Source organism: Calditerrivibrio sp. (assembly GCA_026415135.1).
In the GTDB taxonomy this organism is placed as follows: Bacteria; Chrysiogenota; Deferribacteres; order Deferribacterales; family Calditerrivibrionaceae; genus Calditerrivibrio.
Genome location: JAOAHS010000006.1, coordinates 1 through 19,813, shown reverse-complemented (window position 1 = coordinate 19,813; position 19,813 = coordinate 1). Strand labels below are relative to the sequence as shown.

Annotated in this window: 21 protein-coding genes and 1 tRNA gene; 6 read left to right on the top strand and 16 right to left on the bottom strand. The window is 35.2% G+C overall.

The features are described from left to right. Position 1: 1 nt before the first annotated feature. Genes N3C60_01210 through N3C60_01175 form a run of 8 tightly spaced genes read right to left on the bottom strand, consistent with a single transcriptional unit; the run spans position 2 to position 6,978 of the window. Positions 2-793 carry a 1,4-dihydroxy-6-naphthoate synthase gene (locus N3C60_01210; GenBank protein ID MCX8083528.1) on the bottom strand — a complete coding sequence of 264 codons (792 nt, stop codon included), beginning with the start codon at positions 791-793 and terminating at the stop codon, positions 2-4. A 5-nt stretch (positions 794-798) separates the two neighbouring features. After that, the gene (locus tag N3C60_01205; GenBank protein ID MCX8083527.1) at positions 799-2,379 is read right to left on the bottom strand and encodes an MCE family protein; all 1,581 of its coding nucleotides are present in this window, start codon (positions 2,377-2,379) and stop codon (positions 799-801) included. Positions 2,380-2,388: 9 nt separating this feature from the next. Next, the gene (locus N3C60_01200) at positions 2,389-3,147 is read right to left on the bottom strand and encodes an ABC transporter ATP-binding protein (GenBank protein ID MCX8083526.1); all 759 of its coding nucleotides are present in this window, start codon (positions 3,145-3,147) and stop codon (positions 2,389-2,391) included. Positions 3,148-3,152: 5 nt separating this feature from the next. Beyond that, positions 3,153-3,923, bottom strand: coding sequence for an ABC transporter permease (locus N3C60_01195; GenBank protein MCX8083525.1), 771 nt, complete (start codon positions 3,921-3,923; stop codon positions 3,153-3,155). Further along, entirely contained in the window at positions 3,923-5,011 is a 1,089-nt protein-coding gene (gene alr, locus N3C60_01190) for an alanine racemase (GenBank protein ID MCX8083524.1), read from the bottom strand. Before alr ends, N3C60_01195 begins: the two co-directional genes overlap by 1 nt. Next, positions 5,008-6,135, bottom strand: coding sequence for a peptide chain release factor 2 (prfB, locus tag N3C60_01185; GenBank protein MCX8083523.1), 1,128 nt, complete (start codon positions 6,133-6,135; stop codon positions 5,008-5,010). The genes alr and prfB overlap by 4 nt, the downstream gene beginning before the upstream one ends. A 7-nt stretch (positions 6,136-6,142) precedes the next feature. After that, on the bottom strand, positions 6,143-6,592 hold the full coding sequence (locus N3C60_01180) for an N-acetyltransferase (GenBank protein ID MCX8083522.1): 450 nt from the start codon (positions 6,590-6,592) through the stop codon (positions 6,143-6,145). Then, positions 6,592-6,978 (bottom strand): hypothetical protein, encoded by a 387-nt coding sequence (locus tag N3C60_01175; protein ID MCX8083521.1) that lies wholly within the window; start codon positions 6,976-6,978, stop codon positions 6,592-6,594. The genes N3C60_01180 and N3C60_01175 overlap by 1 nt, the downstream gene beginning before the upstream one ends. Before the next feature lie 195 nt (positions 6,979-7,173). On the opposite strand from N3C60_01175, the gene pyrR reads away from it, so the two are divergent. The 6 genes from pyrR to N3C60_01145 all read left to right on the top strand — a co-directional run bounded on the left by pyrR (position 7,174) and on the right by N3C60_01145 (position 11,678). Beyond that, positions 7,174-7,710 carry a bifunctional pyr operon transcriptional regulator/uracil phosphoribosyltransferase PyrR gene (gene pyrR, locus N3C60_01170; protein MCX8083520.1) on the top strand — a complete coding sequence of 179 codons (537 nt, stop codon included), beginning with the start codon at positions 7,174-7,176 and terminating at the stop codon, positions 7,708-7,710. A 1-nt stretch (position 7,711) separates the two neighbouring features. Continuing rightward, positions 7,712-8,650 carry an aspartate carbamoyltransferase catalytic subunit gene (locus N3C60_01165; GenBank protein ID MCX8083519.1) on the top strand — a complete coding sequence of 313 codons (939 nt, stop codon included), beginning with the start codon at positions 7,712-7,714 and terminating at the stop codon, positions 8,648-8,650. Next, a complete protein-coding gene (locus N3C60_01160) occupies positions 8,650-9,924 on the top strand; it encodes a dihydroorotase (GenBank protein ID MCX8083518.1) in 1,275 nt (424 codons plus the stop codon). The genes N3C60_01165 and N3C60_01160 overlap by 1 nt, the downstream gene beginning before the upstream one ends. A 51-nt stretch (positions 9,925-9,975) precedes the next feature. Beyond that, positions 9,976-10,063, top strand: a tRNA-Ser gene (locus N3C60_01155). Positions 10,064-10,174: 111 nt separating this feature from the next. Then, positions 10,175-10,951 (top strand): hypothetical protein, encoded by a 777-nt coding sequence (locus N3C60_01150; GenBank protein ID MCX8083517.1) that lies wholly within the window; start codon positions 10,175-10,177, stop codon positions 10,949-10,951. Positions 10,952-10,961: 10 nt separating this feature from the next. Continuing rightward, positions 10,962-11,678, top strand: a complete 717-nt coding sequence (locus tag N3C60_01145; protein ID MCX8083516.1) for a J domain-containing protein — start codon at positions 10,962-10,964, stop codon at positions 11,676-11,678. On the opposite strand, the gene N3C60_01140 is transcribed toward N3C60_01145, so the two are convergent. From N3C60_01140 to N3C60_01105, 8 genes are all read right to left on the bottom strand, one after another. Beyond that, the gene (locus N3C60_01140; GenBank protein MCX8083515.1) at positions 11,679-12,761 is read right to left on the bottom strand and encodes a chemotaxis response regulator protein-glutamate methylesterase; all 1,083 of its coding nucleotides are present in this window, start codon (positions 12,759-12,761) and stop codon (positions 11,679-11,681) included. It abuts the gene before it with no gap. Continuing rightward, complete coding sequence (locus tag N3C60_01135; protein MCX8083514.1) at positions 12,748-13,611, bottom strand: protein-glutamate O-methyltransferase CheR; 864 nt, start codon at positions 13,609-13,611, stop codon at positions 12,748-12,750. Before N3C60_01135 ends, N3C60_01140 begins: the two co-directional genes overlap by 14 nt. An 18-nt stretch (positions 13,612-13,629) precedes the next feature. Continuing rightward, complete coding sequence (locus N3C60_01130) at positions 13,630-14,127, bottom strand: chemotaxis protein CheW (GenBank protein MCX8083513.1); 498 nt, start codon at positions 14,125-14,127, stop codon at positions 13,630-13,632. Positions 14,128-14,191: 64 nt separating this feature from the next. After that, on the bottom strand, positions 14,192-15,865 hold the full coding sequence (locus N3C60_01125) for a methyl-accepting chemotaxis protein (GenBank protein MCX8083512.1): 1,674 nt from the start codon (positions 15,863-15,865) through the stop codon (positions 14,192-14,194). A gap of 2 nt (positions 15,866-15,867) precedes the next feature. Beyond that, on the bottom strand, positions 15,868-18,024 hold the full coding sequence (locus N3C60_01120) for a chemotaxis protein CheA (protein MCX8083511.1): 2,157 nt from the start codon (positions 18,022-18,024) through the stop codon (positions 15,868-15,870). After that, entirely contained in the window at positions 18,025-18,306 is a 282-nt protein-coding gene (locus tag N3C60_01115; GenBank protein ID MCX8083510.1) for an STAS domain-containing protein, read from the bottom strand. 12 nt (positions 18,307-18,318) lie between these two features. Beyond that, positions 18,319-18,687 carry a response regulator gene (locus N3C60_01110; GenBank protein MCX8083509.1) on the bottom strand — a complete coding sequence of 123 codons (369 nt, stop codon included), beginning with the start codon at positions 18,685-18,687 and terminating at the stop codon, positions 18,319-18,321. A 14-nt stretch (positions 18,688-18,701) separates the two neighbouring features. Then, positions 18,702-19,813: methyl-accepting chemotaxis protein (locus N3C60_01105; protein MCX8083508.1), on the bottom strand; the 1,112-nt coding region annotated here is incomplete at its 5' end.

Below are 19,813 nucleotides of genomic sequence, written 5' to 3'. Positions count from 1 at the left end.
TTCATATAAAGATATCTTTTTTTAAATTCAACGTATCTGCTACTTTATCTGAAATAGATGACATATCCAGTGAGTATTCGTTAACAAAGTACTTTATATGATCAGTCAAAACCTGATCATCTAACTCTTGGGCATATCCCTTACAAATAGTTCTAATTTCATCAAAGTTTGTGAAAGAGTATTTAATAGAGCTTTTAATAAGATCTTTAATCACCTCTTTTATATCGATGTACACATTTTTAAGAGCAATGGCACCAAGTGGTATAGGTATTTTATATCTCTCTTCCCACATCTCTCCAAGATCGCATACCAACTTTAACCCAAGTCTAAAATAAATAAATCGCCCCTCATGGATAATCACACCCGCATCCACTTCATCATTTAACAAAGCTTCAAATATCCTATCAAATCGCATTTCACAAAACACAAAACCATCCCCAAAAAAACTTTTAAACATCATAAAAGCAGAAGTATTTTTGCCTGGTATTGCGATCCTTTTGCCTACCAAGCAACTTACATCCGAATAGTTTTTAGAAACAACAATAGGACCATTCTTGTGTCCCAGTGCTCCACCGCATGTTAAGATTTTATAATTATCTACTATCTTTTCCAATGCACCATACGATACCTTGATTAAATCGAACTTTTTTTCCATTGCATAAATATTTAACTGTTCCACATCATCCAAAGTAAAATCAAAGATAAAAGGTGAAGGTACAAAACCATTCATCAATGGTGCAAAAATAAATATATCATTAGGACATGGGGATATTGCAACTTTTAAGACATTCATAAAACTTAATTGCTCGGTATAGGCACCTTTCCTAAAAGATACTTAAGATCATCATCCAGGAAAATTAGCCCTGCACCCATGAATGTAGACCTCGTGTTTTTATTGAGAAAATCATCATAACCAGCATTTATATAGATGTTTTTTGTTATATTATACTGCCCCTTGATCTTCAAATGGGGATCTCTTGGAGAATTTTTAGAGCCGAAATCGTAGGCATCAAAAGATATCATAACCTTATCTTTGTATTTATCTGCATATTTACCTTTGTTAAAAGGGAAATAATCAGCACCTACGCCAAACTCCGATTCCATCAAGCCAATTCTTAGATCAACCAGATCTAAAAACCTCTTAGCATACTGTGCAATAAAAGTGATACTGTTTTCACTTCTTTTTGTCTCGGTGTAGGTTTTAGTGGTCCCACTCGATGGTCCGTAAGGTGAATCACCACTCCATGTTGTATAGGTAGTTGTGGATCTACCCTGTGGACTTGATGCCAAACCTAAAAGATAGTATTTATCAGGCTTGGGTTGAATCTTAAGTTTAAAATAACCCTTAGTATCACCAGTATCAAACAACTTTTCACCTTCAAAATTTAAGTAAAATTTAAACTCATCCATCTTTGTAAAAAGGTTTCTAACACCTTTCAAGGTCTCGTTAAGGTTTTCAACAGTTTGATTGTCATTTATAAGTTTTCCTACAGTTCCTTCCCCTTTATTTATTTTATCTGTAATACTATTAATATTATCTACTGTTTTCTCCAACTTAGCAGTGACAGTTTTCATGTTTTTCAAAGTATCCTCTAAGTTCCCTTTAGAGCCAGTTATAAGGTTATCGATGTTTCCTGTTATGTTGTTTACTTTACCAGCAATCTGGGGTGTCTGTTCTTTGAGGGTTTGAGAAACATCTTTAAGGTTTGCAAGTAGTTGATTAATATTTTCCTGATTATCAGTTGCCATATTTTTTACAACTACGGTTATAGCTTCAATATTTTTGATAATATTATTTATCCTTGCCTCATTATAAGCCATGATATCCTTTAAAGCATCTGTAGTCTGTCTTATATTTTCAAGCGTGGCCTTCATATTGTCTTTACCTTCAGCTGTCGCCAATACTTCCCTCAACGATGATGTGATAGCTTTGATATCGTCTGCAATATCACCCAGCTTATTACCTAATTGATCAAAATCAGTTGTACTTTTTGAGTCTTTTATAACACTACCAGCACTTAAATACTCTCCAGTAGCGTTTGGCAATTCCTCCAGTTCAGCATACTTCTCCCCTAAAAACCCTGAGGATCTAACCTGAATGCTAACTTTTGAGGGGATTTTGTATTTTTCTTCAATTAGCAACTCCGCAATTACTTTACTGTTTTCCAAAGAGATCGTTTTTACCTTACCCACATTAACACCCTTAAACTTCACAGGAGCATCGATATTAAGCCCAGAAGCATTTGTTAATTCAGCTTTTATAATATACCCTTTGTCCCCACCAAAAGAGAAATCGCCCACCTTCGTCGTCATATAGCCCAAAATTACCAAAGACATAATTACAAAAAAACCAACTTTTGCTTCCAAACCAAACTTCATCATTTCCCCCTAAAACATCTTTATAGGACCATCTTTAGAACCATTTATAAACTGTTTAACATACGGATTGTCAGAATTTTTAAAATTCTCTTTTGTATCGTTGAGTATCGTCTTTCCATCGTAGATCATAGCCATATAGTCTGCAATCTTAAAAGCACTATCTATATCATGGGATATAACCACAGATGTGATATTCAATTTTTTTTGAGTTGAATAGATCAGATCATCAACAACATCCTTCATGATAGGATCAAGTCCTGTGGTAGGTTCATCATAAAGAATTATCTTTGGTTCTAAGACTATCGCCCTTGCAAGCCCCACCCTTTTTCTCATACCGCCAGAAAGCTCAGAGGGCATCTTATTCTCCACATCTTTTAATCCAACAAGTCTCAATTTTTCGATAACTATCTCCTTAATTTGTCTCTCTTTAAATTTCGTATGCTCCCGCAAAGGAAAAGCCACATTTTCATATACCGTCATAGAGTCAAACAGAGCAGCATTCTGAAAAAGCATACCAAATTTTTTTCTTATATTCACCAACTCCACCTTGGAAACCTTCGTAATATCTACACCCTCAACAACGACTTCACCTTTGTCTGGCATCAAAAGCCCCATCATCTCCTTAAGCAACACAGACTTACCTGTACCCGATGGACCAAGTATCACAGTGATACCACCTTGAGGGACTTTAATATTTATACCTTTATGTACCTCATGTTTACCAAAACTCTTGTGAACATCTTTTAACTCTATAATGATATTTTCCATAACCATTAAAACATAAAAGCTGTTAGTATATAATCAAAAACAAGTATTAATACACACGACAAAACGACAGATTCAGTAGTAGCCTTACCCACCCCTTCTGCACCACCTTCTACTGTAAACCCCTTATAACAACCAACCAAAGTGAGCAAAAGTCCAAAAACAACAGCCTTAACCAAACCATTATATAAATCGCTTAAATCAACATACTGATACATATATTGCAGGTAAAGGGTCTCATTGATATCTAAAATTTTGACACCCACGAAATAACCACCAACAACACCGCAAAATACAGCTACACTGTTCAACAACGGCATAACAATAAGCCCTGCCAATATCCTCGGAGTAACAAGGTATTGAGTAGGATCCACAGCAAGAGAATGTAAGGCGTCGATCTGTTCGGTCACCTTCATCGTACCTATTTCAGCTGTTATTGCAGAACCTGCCCTTGCAGCCACCATGATGGCACTCAAGACAGGACCAAGCTCCCGAGCCATACCAAGCCCCACAACAGTACCCACCATATATTCAGCACCAAATTTATGAAATCCTATATAACTCTGAAATGCAAAAACCATACCAGTAAATGTCCCTGTAAGAATTATCACAGAAATAGAGTTTGCACCAATAAATTCCATCTGTTTAAAAAGCAGTTTCCACCTAAAAGGTGGTCTAAACATCCACAAAAAAGCATCTATCAATAACAAAAACATCCTTCCAGAACCGATTGCAAAACTAAGAATTGGAGTTCCTATGAAGGAAAAAAACCTCTCCATCAATCTTCCTTATAAATACGAGGGATCCTCGGAGATATGCTGGTAAAAATCTCGTAAGATATTGTTCCGGCTAAACTGGCTAAGTCATCAGCTCTTACATTGTCACCCAAAATCTCCACCTCTTCATCCCATAACTGTTCTGGTAAATCAGTAATATCAACCATGATCATATCCATACACACCCTTCCTATGACCTGACACCTGTACCCCTTCACATACACATAACCCTTGTTGGAAAGAGATCTTTTATACCCATCTGCATACCCTATAGGTAAAACGCCCATTACTGTTTTTCTGGTCGTAACATAGGTTCTATTATAACCGATAGACTCACCTTTTTCAAGATACTTTATATGTATAAACTTCGAATATATAGCCATAACTGGTCTAAGACCCAAATCAATCTCAGACTTTACAAAACCATAGGAAATAATTCCTGGTCTTGAATAATCAAAACTATTTTTTAAATATACCAATGCAGGTGAGTTAAACAAAGAGCTTTTGATATTTGGCACTGCTGATTTAACCCTTTGAACCACTTTATCGAATCTTTTTACTTGATAATTTGTATACTCGATGTCACTATCTGGACTTGATAAATGACTCATGATAAGTCTTGGAGAAAGATTCTTAAAACTTTCCATAAATCTCCTAATATCAAAATCGCAATTGTACCCTAATCTATTCATACCTGTATCTATCTTTAAACTAACGGGGTATGTGATACCTTTATACCTCAAATACTTATTAAAAAGACCAGCCACTCTATCATCATATATGTTTATAAGAAAATTATTTTTAACAACTTCATCAAAATAGGCTTCATCTACATAACCCAAAATGATAATATTAGCGTCATTACCCAATCCTTTTCGTAGGGTTATACCCTCCTCTATAGTAGCTACACAAAATGTATCTATATTGGAATTAGCCATTGTAAATCTAGCAAGGGGAACTGCTCCATGTCCATAACCATCAGCTTTTATAACAGGTGTTATTTCAGAGTTTGAAAGCCTTTTGGCAATAGATAGATTGTTCAGATACCTGTCTAAATGTATTAGCGCATAGGTTCCTCTGATATTCTTCATATTTCTTCTTCAAGCCCTTCTGCTATCCCTCTCAAACCAGCTTTATAAAAAAGATAACTCTTGATAAATTCATCAAGATAACCATCTAACACAGAATCCGGGTCTCCAGTCTCATACCTTGTCCTCAAATCCTTGACCATTTTGTATGGATGTAGCACATAAGAGCGTATTTGACTTCCAAAATTTATTTCAGTTTTTGAACTTTCAAGCTCACTTTTTTCTTTATTTCTTTTCTCCATCTCCAGTTCATAGAGCTTGGATCTTAGTATTTTCATTGCATGAGCTTTATTCTTGTGCTGACTTCTCTCATTTTGACAACTAATAACGATACCTGTAGGTATATGGGTTATTCTGACAGCTGAGTCAGTGGTATTGACATGTTGCCCCCCTGCTCCACCTGATCTAAATGTCTCAATCTTTAGTTCAGACTCATTTATCACAATATCCACATCATCATCAATCTCTGGCAACACAAATACAGAAGCAAAAGAGGTATGTCTCTTATTATTTGCATCAAAGGGGGATAACCTAACAAGTCTATGGACACCAGTTTCCCCTTTTAGATATCCATAAGCGTATGGGCCAATAATATTCAAAGTTGCAGATTTTATTCCAGCTTCATCACCAGGCTGATAATCCAACATCTCATATTTAAATTTATGATTTTCAGCCCACCTTATATACATTCTCAAAAGCATATTAGCCCAATCGTTGGCCTCTGTACCACCAGCACCTGAATGTATTGTCAATATTGCATTATTTATATCGTTTTCACCGTTTAAGACTAATTTAAGCTCAAAATCTGTCACTAATTTTTTTAATTCGGAATACACATCATTCAGATCATCCAAAACATCTTCCCCTTCCTCATGAAGATCCAGTAACACGTTGATATCTTCTACCCTACCAAGAAGATAACTCCACTCCTCAAGGAATTTCTTGATATTGGACTGCTCTTTTAAAATATTTTTAGAGTCTTTACTGTTCCAGAAATCGGGATCATGGGTTTTTTCTTCTATTTTAGCTAATCTCTCTTTCAACTCATTCTCTTTTACTAAAACTTTAAAATGTTCAATCTTACTTTTTAACTCATCAAAATCCTGTACAATATCTTCTATCGTCATAACACCTCTATAAATCTATAATCATGCCTATCTCATCACAATCAGGGAATTTGGGACATTTGAAGCAATCAGACCAGATTTTTCTTGGGAAACTCTCCTTTTTAACCACCTTAAAACCCAACTTTTCAAAAAAAAGCTGTTTATATGTTAAGGCAAAAACCTGGCTGAAACCCATCTCCCTCGCCAACTCTAAGCAGCTTTCTACAAGTTTTTTACCCACACCCTTACCGTGACATTGCTCATCCACTGCCAACGATCTGATTTCAGCAAGATTACCCAACGTAGGGTGCAGTGCACAACAACCTAAAATCTTCCCCTCTTCTTCATAAACCAAAAACTCAAAGATACGTTCATAGATCTGTTCTAAGCTCAAATGCAGCATCTCCCCTTTATCCGCAAAATGATTTACAAGCTCCTGTATCCGCTTAGCATCTTTTGTATTTGCTTTTCTGATCATCAAAGGCTCTTTTTAAACAGGTTATAAATTCTGATGGATTCCTCTTTGTCAGGAATAGTATTATAACCTCTACGAGCTCTAATAGTAAACTTTGTTACTTTTTCATTTAGCTCTTTGGTATCAAAATATATTTTATAAGGACCCTTTTCAGCTCTTACACTACCTTCAGAAATACTTGAGTATATTATTAATGCTCCATCCTTTTTAACAGTTTGGATAAATTTTTCTATCAAAATCTCTTTTGGCCTATCAATGGAATCGGTAACCGCATCAGCAGTTACACTATAAGTAACACCTGCACCTGCCACAACAGCTACAGGGACACAACCAACAACACCAAAATATGAAAAAACCAATAAAGCCATCAATAACAAAACATTTTTCATGCATTTGCCTCCTTTAATGATCTAACCTAATTATCTTAATTCACAACCAAAAAATTATCAAGAATTTTATTGACATCGTTTAAATTAGAGATTATCATTACATTTAGGAGTTCAAATGATCAATAAAATTTTAAAAAAATTACACATAATCGATGCCTTCCAGTAATACTGGGAGGCTTTTTTTTTGGAGGAAATATGGCAGAAAAAGAGATCCTAAATAAACATGAAATTGATAATATTCTGATAAGATTAAGCTTCCAAATTGTGGAAAAGATTAAGGAAGATAAAGACCTGGCCATTATTGGTATCAAAAGAAGAGGAGCTATATTAGCCAACCGTATAGCTACAATAATAGAAAAATTCAAATCTATAAAACCATTAATAGGTTATCTGGATATAACTCTTTACAGAGATGACCTCACAGAAATATCAGAATTCCCCGAGGTTTTAGGTAGCGATATCAGCTTTAATGTAAAGGGTAAAACTATTATTCTCATAGATGATGTAATCTTTACAGGAAGAACAGTTAGGGCAGCTTTAGATGCAATAATAGATTATGGTAGACCTAAAAAGATCATTTTTGTTTCCTTGATAGATCGGGGACATAGAGAACTACCTATTCAGCCAGACTTTGTTGGTAAATATGTTCCCACAAATATTGAAGAAAAGATAAATGTAAAAGTTGAAGAGATCGATGGTATCGATTCTGTGACTATAGAAAAAAGGGGGTAGTATGGCTTTAAATAGAAAAGATCTAACCGGCCTTTTGGATTTGACAAAAGAAGAAATTCTTTACATCCTTGACACTGCTGAGAAATTCAAAGAAATAAACAGTAGAGACATAAAAAAAGTTCCTACCTTAAAAGGGAAAACAATAGTAAATCTTTTTTTTGAACCATCTACAAGAACAAGAACTTCTTTTGAAATTGCAGGAAAAAGGCTATCCGCAGATGTAATAAATTTCACAGCCTCAGCAAGTAGCACCGCAAAAGGGGAAACACTCATAGATACAGTAAAAAACATCGAAGCCATGGGTGTGGATATGTTTGTAGTTAGACACTACTATTCCGGCTCAGTAAAATTTATTGCAGAAAATACCAATGCCCATGTAATAAATGCTGGAGATGGAACAAACGAACACCCAACACAATCACTTTTAGATCTTTACACAATCAGAGAAAATAAAGGTAAACTTGAAGGTCTAAACATTGCTATCATTGGTGATATTACCCATAGTCGTGTTGCAAGATCAAATGCTTGGGCAATGAAAAAACTGGGAATAAACTTAAGACTGTTTGGCCCAAATACAATGATTCCAAAGGATTATGAACCATTTGGTTGTAAAATATGCAAGTCAATAGATGAAGCAGTAGAAGATGCTGATGTAATTATGATGTTAAGAATCCAGTTAGAAAGGCAAGGAATTGCCCTATTACCTTCACTAAAAGAATACTCAAAGCTTTTTGGACTAAACAAAGATAGATTAGCAAAAGCAAAAAATGATGCCATAATAATGCACCCAGGTCCAATAAATAGAGGGGTAGAGCTACCATCTTATTTAGCCGATTGCGATAGATCTGTAATTCTAACACAGGTAGAAAATGGTGTTGCAGTGAGAATGGCAGTAATGTATCTTTTAGCTATGCAAAATAATAAGTTGGAGGTCCAATAATGAGTATTTTATTAAGAAACTGTGAGATAATAAATTTTAATAACACAAAAAAAGCCGATATACTCATAGAAGAAGACAAGATAACTAAAATAGGCAATTTAAATGAAATAGCTGAAAAAATCATAGATTGTTCAGGTAAAATAGTAGTACCTGGCCTTATTGATCTACATGTTCATTTCAGAGATCCAGGCCTTGAATACAAAGAAGATATTGAGTCAGGAAGCAAAGCAGCAGTGGCAGGTGGGGTTACCACATGTTTTGCTATGGCAAACACCAAACCTGTTAATGACAACGCCTATATAACCACCTATATGGTAGATAAAGCCAAAAAGGTAGGTTTGATTGATCTTTTTCCAGTTGGTGCCATTACAAAAGGTCTCGAAGGAGCAGAACTTGCAGAGATAGGTGAGATGAAAGCAGCAGGTGCGATTGCTTTTTCAGATGATGGCAAACCTGTTATGAATTCAGAAGTGATGAGAAGAGCTGCAGAATATGTAAAAGGAGTTGGTGGGATAATATTTTCCCATTCAGAGGATAAAGACTTAGCAGGAAAAGGTGTAATAAACGACGGTAAAATTTCTACGATAACTGGTCTTAAAGGTATACCTGCTGAAGCAGAAGAGATTATCGTTGCAAGAGATATCCTAATTTCAAAACTAACAGGAGCCCATTTCCACTTCTGCCATGTAAGCACAAAAGGCTCTGTAGAATTGATAAGATTTGCTAAAGAAAAAGGGTTAAACATAACTGCAGAAGCAGCACCCCATCACTTTACCCTTACAGAAGATGAACTTCTCTCCTATGATACAAATTTCAAAATGAACCCACCTTTGAGGACAAAAGAAGATGTAGAAGCCATCAAGCAGGCAATCAAGGATGGTACTATAGACTGTATAGCTACAGATCATGCTCCGCATCATAGAGATGAAAAATTCATAGAATTCGATTTGGCAGCTTTTGGTATAACAGGATTACAAACACTAATTCCCCTGACCCTAAAACTCGTTAATGAGGGTATCATTACTTTAAACGATTTCGTAAAACTCACCTCCTATACACCCGCCCAGATAACAGGATTGACAGATAGAGGCATTATCGAAGTTGGCAAAAAAGCAGATATTGCCATATTAGATATTCAAAAAGAATATGTATTCGATGAAAAACTCAATAAATCCAAATCCACCAATACCCCATTTTTAAATAAGAAACTAAAGGGGATTAATTGCTTTACCATTAAGTCTGGAAAGGTTGTATACGAACTTGACGATATTTAAAAAAATAGTTGCAAAGTAATAAATTTTGTATTATATGAATCTTCCCAAGACGGAGGAGTGGCCGAGTGGTTTAAGGCACCTGTCTTGAAAACAGGCGTGGGTTGATAGCCCACCGTGGGTTCGAATCCTACCTCCTCCGCTCAATTATATAAAAAGTAAAATATCCTTTTTTATGACATCTAAATTTTCATATTGAAAACAATACCAATTTTGATTTATTATAGTATATAGCAAAAAGATGGAGATCATAATGGGTATAAGCACTGAAATGTTTAGAAAAATCGATCAATTATCCCCAGAGCTAAAAGATGTATTTATGACTTTTGTAGATGAAATGGATAAATCTGTTAAAAAAGAGGATTTTGATGAACTTAAAGAGTTAGTATCAGAACTTGCAAAGGCCCAAAAAAGAACTGAAAACAGTTTATTAGAACTTGCTGAAGCTCAAAAAAGAACAGAAGAAAAGTTAGAACAATTAACAATAAGAGTCGATGAACTCGCCGAAATCCAGAAAAAAACTGAAAAAAAGCTCAACGAACTCGCTGAAGCCCAAAAAAAAACAGAAGAAGAACTAAAATTACTTGTAAAGGAACACAAAAGAACCCGTGAAATATTAGGTGGATTATCTGATATTGTAGGTTATGGCATAGAAGATCAGATAGCACCTTTTATCTTCGATTTTAGCCAGAAAGAATTTGGCGTTGAAGTACAAAATATCACCAGAAAAAACTTAGTTTATCCAGATGGAGCTTATGATGAAGTAAATATATTTGCTGAAGGTAAAAAAAACGGGGAAAAAGTATACCTTATAGGAGAGTGCAAAACTAGACCAGGTAAAAAAGATGTGGATAAGTTTTACTCAAGATTGTTAAGAATAAGGGGCTATCTAAATACAACAGTATACCCATTCTTTGTTGGCTATGTATATCACCCAGAGGTAGAAAACTACATACAGGAAAAATACCCTGACTTAAAATATCTCAAGTCCATCGATTTTTTTGTAAACTATAAAAAAAGATGGGATTAAACAACCACTTATGCATTCATTAGATTTAATAAAAGCATGTAGAATTTTGTTTGAAAACCAAAAATTCATAGACACAAACTTTTTAAGACATATCTCTATGGAGGATGTTAAGTCAGCATATAAAAAATTAGTTTTCCAGTACCATCCAGATATGTTTATAGGTTACCCTCCGGAGATAGTTGAAGAAAAAAGGTCCTATTTTATAAAAATTGTAGAAGCTTACGAATTATTAACTAAATATATAATAGGTAGAGAGATCGGAAAAAATAAACTACTTGAACATACCGAAACAACTAAAAATCCAGAAAAAGAGTACACCCATATACATAATAACAAAAAAAGATATATCCCCAAACGAAATCTTAAGTTTTCAGAATTTTTATATTATCATGGAGTAATCGACTGGGACTTATACATAAAATCCATTAATTGGCAGAGGAGACAAAGAGACCGTATAGGTGAAATAGCTTTAAGATGGCGCTACTTAGATGAGGAAGGGCTATATTTTGTTCTACAAAGTAAAAAACCAACCCAATTAACAGGAGAGATAATGTTGAAATATAGCATTGTTACTCCATTCCAGCTAAAGTCACTACTGTTTCAGCAAAGAAAAGAACAACCCAAAATAGGAGAGTTCTTCTTGATCAACAAAGTCCTAACCCCGAAAGATCTGAACTATTTTTTAGGTCTTCATCAAGCTCATAATGAAAAATATCCCCAAAATTAACTACCACTTCCCTTTTTTAGCAATCTCCATGATATGATAAGGTATAGCCTCCAATGGCAATACCTTCATAACCCCACCCAACTTGATAGCCTCTTTAGGCATACCAAATACTACACAGCTTTCTTCATCCTGTGCTATAGTATAAGCACCAGCCTGTTTCAGTTCAAGCATACCCTTTGCCCCATCATCACCCATACCTGTTAAAATTGCTGCAATAGCATTTTTACCCACATAGTTTGCCCCTGATCTGAATAATACATCTACTGAGGGTCTATGGCGACTAACTAAAGGCCCATCTTTTACCTCTACAAAGTATCTTGCACCACTTACCTTTATTAAAAGATGCTTATTCCCCTGAGCTATCAGGGCCCTACCAGGCAACACATTATCACCATTTTCTGCTTCTTTAACTGTTATCGCACATAAGTTGTTTAATCTTTCTGCAAAAGACCGTGTAAAATTCTCAGGCATATGCTGAACTATTACTATACCAGGGCAATCAACAGGAAAACGTTCTAAAAAGATTCTCAGAGCCTCAGTACCACCAGTGGAAGCTCCTACTAAGACAACCTTCTCTGTCGTTTGTAACTGCATCTTACTTATTTTTGGTGGCTCTACAACATCCGCAGAAAGCTTTGGTTCCACAGGCTTTGCTGTAGGTGTAAGTTTTAGCTTTTTTACATTAGCACGTGCCGCAGCTTTTACAGTATCCAAGATTAATATTTTGGATTCTTCAAAGAAAATCTTCAGCCCCATTTTTGGCTTCTCTATAATATCGATAGCTCCATACTCAAGAGCCCTAATACCTTCTTCTGTATTATGCCCAGCAATACTTGAGCAAATAACAACGGGAAGTGGATGTTGAGACATAAGCTTTTTCAAAAAGGTAAGGCCATCCATTTTAGGCATTTCTATATCAAGGGTGATAACATCAGGAACAAATTCCTGAAGTTTTTCTGCAGCCACATAAGGGTCCTGAGCTGTTTCTATCCTACCAATCTCTGGATCAGATCGCAAAATCTCCTGTAGCGTTTGTCTTACCAGAGCAGAATCATCTATAATCAAAACATCAATTTTTTTCATAGTAGCTCCATTTTATATAAGTTGATGGTCCAACTCTTTTGAGTGGCAAAGAACCATCCTGAATTGTTTCTGAATGTCCTAAAAACAAAAAACCCCCGTCAATTAAGTAGTTTGTCAATTTTCTTACTATTTCATGTTGATCAGTTTTACTAAAATATATCAAGGCATTTCTACAAAATATTATATGAAATTTACCCTCAATGTCATAAATCTTATCCATAAAATTAAGCCTTTTCAATATTAACTTTTCCCTCAGCGGTTTAATGACTTTGACCAATTGTTTAGACGGATCTTTACTCCTTAAAAAATACTTTTTAAGTAAAGTTAGAGGAATTGTAGAAACAGACTGCATCGGATACACAGCCTCTTTAGCTTTTTTAAGAACAGCAGTGGATATATCAGTACCTAATACTTGAAAATCCAGAATCATATCATTTTTTTCACAAAACTCTGATAGAGTAATCAAAATCGTATAAGGTTCTTCACCACTCGAACACGCTGCACTCCAAACTTTTAAAAGACTTATCCTACCTAATTTTTCAATAAGATATGGTAAAGCTTTTTCTTGTAAAAAAACAAAATGATCATTCTCCCTAAAAAACTCAGTTTTATTAGTGGTAACTACGTCTATAAGATTTATTACCTCATCCTCACCCTCTTTAGAATTGAAAACATAATCTAAATATTCTCTAAAACTGGAAATACCAAGAGCCCTAAGCCTCTTTCTAATCCTGCTCTCCAGCATAATCTTCTTTGTATCAGGCATTTTTATACCGCAATGAGACTCAATAAAATTCCTTAAAACCTCAAACTGCTTTGGGCTTAGTTGTTCTTTGTATATATCTAACACTTTAACTCTAAAATATCATCATGTAGTGGTCACTGAGCTAATCTCTCCTATCTCTTCTACAGAAAATACCTTATCTATATCCAGAACAATAACAAATTCATCATCCTTTTTAGCCATACCCTTGATAAAATCTATATTGAGGTTCAAACCTATCTTTGGAGCTTCCTCAATATGTGAGGAATCAAAATCCACAACCTCTTTTACCGAATCAGCCATTATACCAACAGTAGTTTTAACTCCATCGATATCCACTTCAACAATTATGATACATGTATCCACTGTTTTTTCAGAAGGTGGCATACCAAATTTCATCTTTAGATCTACTACCGGTGCCACATTACCCCTCAAGTTTATAACACCCAGCATATAGTCAGGTGTTCGGGGAACTTTTGTAATCTTTATATAGTCAAGGACCTCTTTTACAGATTTTATATCAAGGGCAAAAATTTCATTATTCAAAGTAAAGGTTAATGCAGTTATAGTAGTGTTTGTATCCTTTATTTTATCTATACCCATAAAACCTCCAAAATTTTTTATCAAAAGGAGCTGACTATAATTATAAGTCAGCTCTGTCCATCAATTAAAAGCTCTCAAACTCACTGTCATCATCAAGATTAAGTTTCACACCTTTTGACTTCTCTGTCTTAGCCTCAAGCGCTTTGTTCTGTTGTTTTAATTCCTTTTGGGGCATGTGGGCTACTTTAGGTTGTGTTTTTTTCCTCATAGCAAAATTCTTATTTGAAGCATTTTCGTCTAATTTAAAAAAGGCCATAATATGTATTAACTGTTCAGACTGAGAAGCCAACTCCTCAGATGTAGAAGCCATCTCCTCAGAAGCTGAAGCATTTTGCTGAATAACCTGATCCAATTGCTGTATTGCCTTATTTATCTGATCAACACCAGCAGACTGCTCTTTACTAGCAGCACTAATCTCCTGAACAAGTTCAGCTGTTTTCTGAATATCCGGAACAAGTTTTGCAAGCATTTGTCCCGCCTGCTCTGCCACCTGAACAGATGAGCCAGACAAACTACTAATCTCCGCTGCAGCAGACTGACTTCTTTCTGCTAACTTTCTAACCTCACTTGCAACCACAGCAAATCCTTTTCCATGTTCACCAGCTCTTGCTGCTTCTATAGCTGCATTCAATGCCAAAAGGTTTGTTTGTCTGGCGATCTCCTCTATAATGGAGATCTTGGAAGCAATCTCCTTCATCGCTTTTACAGTTTCAGCTACAGCTTCACCACTTAGCTTTGCATCCTCAGCTGCTTTAATAGAAATCTTTTCAGTAGTAGAAGCGTTTTCTGTATTTTGTTTTATATTTGCAGCCATCTGTTCCATAGCTGAAGAGGTTTCTTCCACCGATGCAGCCTGCTCAGTGGCACCTTGTGATAGTTCTTGTGCTGAAGCACTTAACTGCTGACTACCAGCCGCCACATTATCTGCAACTGACTTCACATCAGCAACAATATCCCTTAATTTTTCTATGGTTTTCTTCATAGAAGCCATAAGATCTCCAAGTTCATCTTTTCTGTCCACTTGGATATCCATAGTCAAATTACCATTTGAAACCTTCTCTAAGCCATCAACTAACAAATCGACAGGTTTTTTAATACTTCTTGTCATTATAATATTTATAACTATTGTAACTATAATTGAAGTAATTAACAACATTATTGCCAAGAATCTGGCTTGTTCCATTTCTTTTATTATTTGCTCATATCTAAACTGATTTCTCTCTTTTTGGTAGGCTATTAGATCATCCAGAGCCTTTATTACCTCCCGCGATTGTCTCCTCGACTTCTCCATGAACAGTTGTAAAGCCTCCTTGTCCTTACCTTCCATAAGCAAAGATATCACATTATTGTTAGCCTCAACTACAGGTTGTAGTTTATTAACAACTTCATTGATAAATCCCCAACCTTTTGTATCATCCTTTGGGGTCAACTCCTCTATTTTTTTTCTTGCTTCGATATATTTAGGTCTATATTCATTATATATTCTTGTTCTTAGAGACTCCCTCTCTTTCATATCTACAAGGAACATGGTCCTTATACCCATAGAAACTTCTCTAAAATTATCTACCCATATATTAGCCCAATCCAATCTTTCATTGTTAACTTTGACTATACGATCGACCTTTTCTCTCACATTGGCAAGTGTATATAATGAATATACAGAAAGCACTATCAACAAAAAAACCAAAACCGAAAAACTTATGGCTAACCTTGTCCCAATCTTTAAATTTTTTAACATATTTAACCTCCTATATATTTACCTTCTTTCTTTAGTTCACAGTATAATTTTATCAATTTTGGAATATCGACAATCAAAGCCACAGAGCCATCTCCCAAAATCGAAGCCCCACTAAAATACTCCACATTTTTATAAAGCCCCCCAAGAGACTTTATCACCGCTTGAACCTCACCATGTATCTCATCTACCACAAGACCTAATCGGAGCTCTGAATAATCCACTATGACAACACTAACCGTTTTTGACCCAACACCCCTGATATCAAACAGTGTATGTAAATCAACATAAGGAAGCAACTGCCCCCTCAATGATATGTATTGTCTTCCTGTTTGCTCCAATCTATCAACATCTACATCAATACATTCATTAACCATATTTAATGGAAATACAAATTTCTCTTTACCCACCTCTACCAAGAAACCATCTATAATAGCAAGGGTTAGAGGAAGCCTTATTCTAATGGTGGTATATCTACCTTTTTGAGACTCAATGGATACAGTACCATGCAACTCTTCGATATTACGTCTAACCACATCCATCCCCACCCCTCTGCCTGATATGTTGGTTACTTTTTCTGCAGTAGAAAAACCTGGCTCAAAAATCAGATTGAAAACTTCCGTATCCGAAAGGTGTTGATATGATTGAATAAGCCCCATGCTTACAGCTTTTTGACCTATTTTGTCCTTATCAAGCCCTTTACCATCATCCGTCACTTCTATTACGATATTACCTGAATCATTATAAGCTTTTAATATTATTTGACCTTTTGGATCTTTACCTGCTTTAATTCTCTCTTCATAGCTTTCAATACCATGATCTATACTATTTCTAATCAAATGAACCAATGGATCATTTATCTTTTCTATAAAAGTCTTGTCTAATTCAGTTTCACCACCAATTATTTCAAAATCTATATCTTTTCCAAACTCCCTACCCAAATCCCTCACTAACCTTTTAAATTTATTAAAAGAATCCCCTACAGGCACCATTCTTAGTTCCATAGAATAGTCCCTGAGATCATTTACCAGTCTAAAAAGAGTAGAAGAAAACTCATCCAATTTTGGATCCTGCAAGGCCTTTGATCTCTGAAGGATGCCAGATGTGGTGGTAACTAATTCCCCCACAATATTTATCACTCTATCCAGTTTTTCTGCATCTACCCTAAGACTTCTCTGTTCGGTGGATTTCTTTTCCTTGATAGTGGATTGTTTTTTTAACGCAGCATCCACAATTTGAGGATCCAACCTCTCCTCCTCCACCAAAATTTCACCAAGTTTCATCTGGGGCTCGACAGTTTTTTGCCAGTTGAGAATCTTTTCCAACTCAGATTCCGTCAAAGTACCTGCTTTAACCAATATCTGACCGATCAACTCATTATCTTCTGGTACTTCATTGATCAATTTGATATATTCTTCAATCTTAGATTTTGGAGGTATTATCAAAACCTTACAATCATCCAAGATATATTCAAAAACATCAGCTATAGCTTGTCTTTCATGTTCTGTTTCCAGATCTATTTCAAAACCGTAATAACACTTTTCTGGATCAAAATCTTTAAAGGATGGTGTATTTAGTATCGTGGTAATGTTAACAATTTTACCCAATTTCGATAAATAGGAAACAAATGAATACGGATCCATGCCAGTCATAAAGAAATTTTCATTAAATCTCAAAGAAATATGCCAGAAATCTGACACCACTTTGTCATCATCATCTTTGTCCAGATCAAGGATTACCTTTTCTTTTTTATCCTCTTTCTTCTCACTTTTTCGTAACACGAACGACCCTAATTCGAGAAGAATAGCATCCCCCATCATTTTTATCTCATCTGTACTGTCTTCACCAGTTTCTCTAATCTGATCTAAAACAGTATTTAAAAAGTCTTTACATTTTAGGAGTAAAGATATAATATCCGAATTAAGCTTGATATTTCCGTTTCTAACATCATCTAAAAAGTTTTCAAATTTATGTGTAAAGCTCTGAATGTAATCAAACCCAACAACGCCAGCAGACCCCTTAAAGGTATGCATAACCCTAAAAAGAGCATTCAATGCTTCTTCATCTTCAATATCTCCTTCAAGACAAAGCAAGCTCTCTTCGGCAGAAGCCAGCAGTTCCATCCCTTCTTCAATAAAAACACTTTTAGGATCTATACTCATCTAAAACTCCAAACGGTAAGTACTTTCAAAATTTTTTATAATATCACTTTTACTTGAGATCATAAAATCGTAATTGTTCTTAATCAAATCCTCGATAAAAGCATATAAAAGCTGAAATCCAGCACTATCCATTTCGTTAACTTCAGATAGATCTATAATTATCTTCTCAGTAAAAGTACAACCTTCCAGCATAGCCTTAATCTCTGCTACATTATGTATTGTCAAACTATCTAAAAACTTTATGACACTACAATTTCCGTTTAAAGTATTTTCCACTGGCATGAGTAACCACCTCTAAGGTAGTATTAGTTTTTCAATAGCTGCAGTGATCTGCTCTGGCTTAAAAGGCTTAACAAGCCAGGCTTTAGCACCAGCCGCCTTACCTTCCATCATCTTACTCTGCTGAGACTCCGTAGTAAGCATCATAACAGGTGTAAACTTATGTTCAGGTAACTTCTTAAGCTCTTTTATAAATGTAATACCATCCATCACAGGCATATTAAGATCTGTTATTATAAGGTTTATTTTTTTACCTTTTGCCTTATCCAGAGCCTCTTTTCCATCCTTTGCTTCCATTACTTCATACCCCATCTTTTCGAGCGTCATTTTAACAACCTGCCTAAGGGAAGCTGAATCATCTACTATCATAATCAGTTTTTTCATCTTTTCCTCCAATCTTAAAAAAACACTAAATTATCTTCCTGTTTTTTTGTAACCACCTTCTTTTTTTTATTTTTAAAATTATCATGCGTATCCCTTTGTTTTTGCATGACATAATGGGATTTGAATTCATTGATGTCAAAATTCACTATTTTACTCAAACTTTCTAATATATTATCCCTTTCTACATTCACTTCACTGAGCATATTATTTAATTTTTTAAAGATCTCTTTTATTTTCTCCAATTGCTGTCTTGTTATATCCTGAAATTGTATGTTAGCAAGTAGTTCCATAACCTTTGAGTTTACTACCATACTACTATCGTAAACTCTTTTTATAATCTCCTGATTCATGTGATCCATCAATCTGTAACTGTCTGCCACTGAACTAAGCTGAGTTTCCAACCTGATGAGAAACTCATTCTTCTCTGCATTAATCTTTCTATCTGTCTTGATTGCTAATTTTGACTTTATATTAGCAGCCATCATATTCACAGCTTTTTCTATTTCCGATGCCGCAGCATTGGATTTCACAGATAGCTTTCTAACTTCATTTGCCACCACAACAAATCCTTTACCAGCTTCACCAGCTCTGGCAGCTTCAATAGACGCATTTAAAGCAAGGAGATTTGTCTGTTCAGCTACGCTCTTTATAAGCCCCACCAATGAAGCTAATTCTTTTGCATTATTTTGAAGGATTGAAACTATCTCCATATCCTGCTCTATCTCAAGTCGTTGATTAGCAATAAAGCTTTGGAGCATCTTTAATGTCTTCTCATTTTCTTCTATATTGATGTTAGTCTCTTTGGAAAACTGATCTGATTTGCCCCTTAAGCTTTCTATTTCATTTATAAGGTTATCAGTGGACTCAGATATTGCTTTAGCATAGTCCATTATTTCAAAAGCTGCTCTGTCTGTACTATTTATGATATCCTCCATATGCGCTGATGCAAGTTCATTTATCTCCATTTCTTTTACGAATGTTTTCTTCAACTGAAGCCCAATATCATTAATATAATCATTAATCTCTGAAATAATCCTCTGTTCAAAACCAGCAAACCTCCCAAACCTCTTTTTCAAGAAGTACATATTAAGAACTATAAACACAAAGTAGGAAAAAATAACAGCCA

What these genes read in the sequence shown, in the direction of transcription:
- N3C60_01210 (MCX8083528.1), bottom strand. Translation starts at nt 793, where the DNA reads ATGAATGTCTTAAAAGTTGCAATATCCCCATGTCCTAATGATATATTT.
- N3C60_01205 (MCX8083527.1), bottom strand. Translation starts at nt 2,379, where the DNA reads ATGAAGTTTGGTTTGGAAGCAAAAGTTGGTTTTTTTGTAATTATGTCT.
- N3C60_01200 (MCX8083526.1), bottom strand. Translation starts at nt 3,147, where the DNA reads ATGGAAAATATCATTATAGAGTTAAAAGATGTTCACAAGAGTTTTGGT.
- N3C60_01195 (MCX8083525.1), bottom strand. Translation starts at nt 3,923, where the DNA reads ATGGAGAGGTTTTTTTCCTTCATAGGAACTCCAATTCTTAGTTTTGCA.
- alr (MCX8083524.1), bottom strand. Translation starts at nt 5,011, where the DNA reads ATGAAGAATATCAGAGGAACCTATGCGCTAATACATTTAGACAGGTAT.
- prfB (MCX8083523.1), bottom strand. Translation starts at nt 6,135, where the DNA reads ATGACGATAGAAGATATTGTACAGGATTTTGATGAGTTAAAAAGTAAG.
- N3C60_01180 (MCX8083522.1), bottom strand. Translation starts at nt 6,592, where the DNA reads ATGATCAGAAAAGCAAATACAAAAGATGCTAAGCGGATACAGGAGCTT.
- N3C60_01175 (MCX8083521.1), bottom strand. Translation starts at nt 6,978, where the DNA reads ATGAAAAATGTTTTGTTATTGATGGCTTTATTGGTTTTTTCATATTTT.
- pyrR (MCX8083520.1), top strand. Translation starts at nt 7,174, where the DNA reads ATGGCAGAAAAAGAGATCCTAAATAAACATGAAATTGATAATATTCTG.
- N3C60_01165 (MCX8083519.1), top strand. Translation starts at nt 7,712, where the DNA reads ATGGCTTTAAATAGAAAAGATCTAACCGGCCTTTTGGATTTGACAAAA.
- N3C60_01160 (MCX8083518.1), top strand. Translation starts at nt 8,650, where the DNA reads ATGAGTATTTTATTAAGAAACTGTGAGATAATAAATTTTAATAACACA.
- N3C60_01150 (MCX8083517.1), top strand. Translation starts at nt 10,175, where the DNA reads ATGGGTATAAGCACTGAAATGTTTAGAAAAATCGATCAATTATCCCCA.
- N3C60_01145 (MCX8083516.1), top strand. Translation starts at nt 10,962, where the DNA reads ATGCATTCATTAGATTTAATAAAAGCATGTAGAATTTTGTTTGAAAAC.
- N3C60_01140 (MCX8083515.1), bottom strand. Translation starts at nt 12,761, where the DNA reads ATGAAAAAAATTGATGTTTTGATTATAGATGATTCTGCTCTGGTAAGA.
- N3C60_01130 (MCX8083513.1), bottom strand. Translation starts at nt 14,127, where the DNA reads ATGGGTATAGATAAAATAAAGGATACAAACACTACTATAACTGCATTA.
- N3C60_01125 (MCX8083512.1), bottom strand. Translation starts at nt 15,865, where the DNA reads ATGTTAAAAAATTTAAAGATTGGGACAAGGTTAGCCATAAGTTTTTCG.
- N3C60_01120 (MCX8083511.1), bottom strand. Translation starts at nt 18,024, where the DNA reads ATGAGTATAGATCCTAAAAGTGTTTTTATTGAAGAAGGGATGGAACTG.
- N3C60_01115 (MCX8083510.1), bottom strand. Translation starts at nt 18,306, where the DNA reads ATGCCAGTGGAAAATACTTTAAACGGAAATTGTAGTGTCATAAAGTTT.
- N3C60_01110 (MCX8083509.1), bottom strand. Translation starts at nt 18,687, where the DNA reads ATGAAAAAACTGATTATGATAGTAGATGATTCAGCTTCCCTTAGGCAG.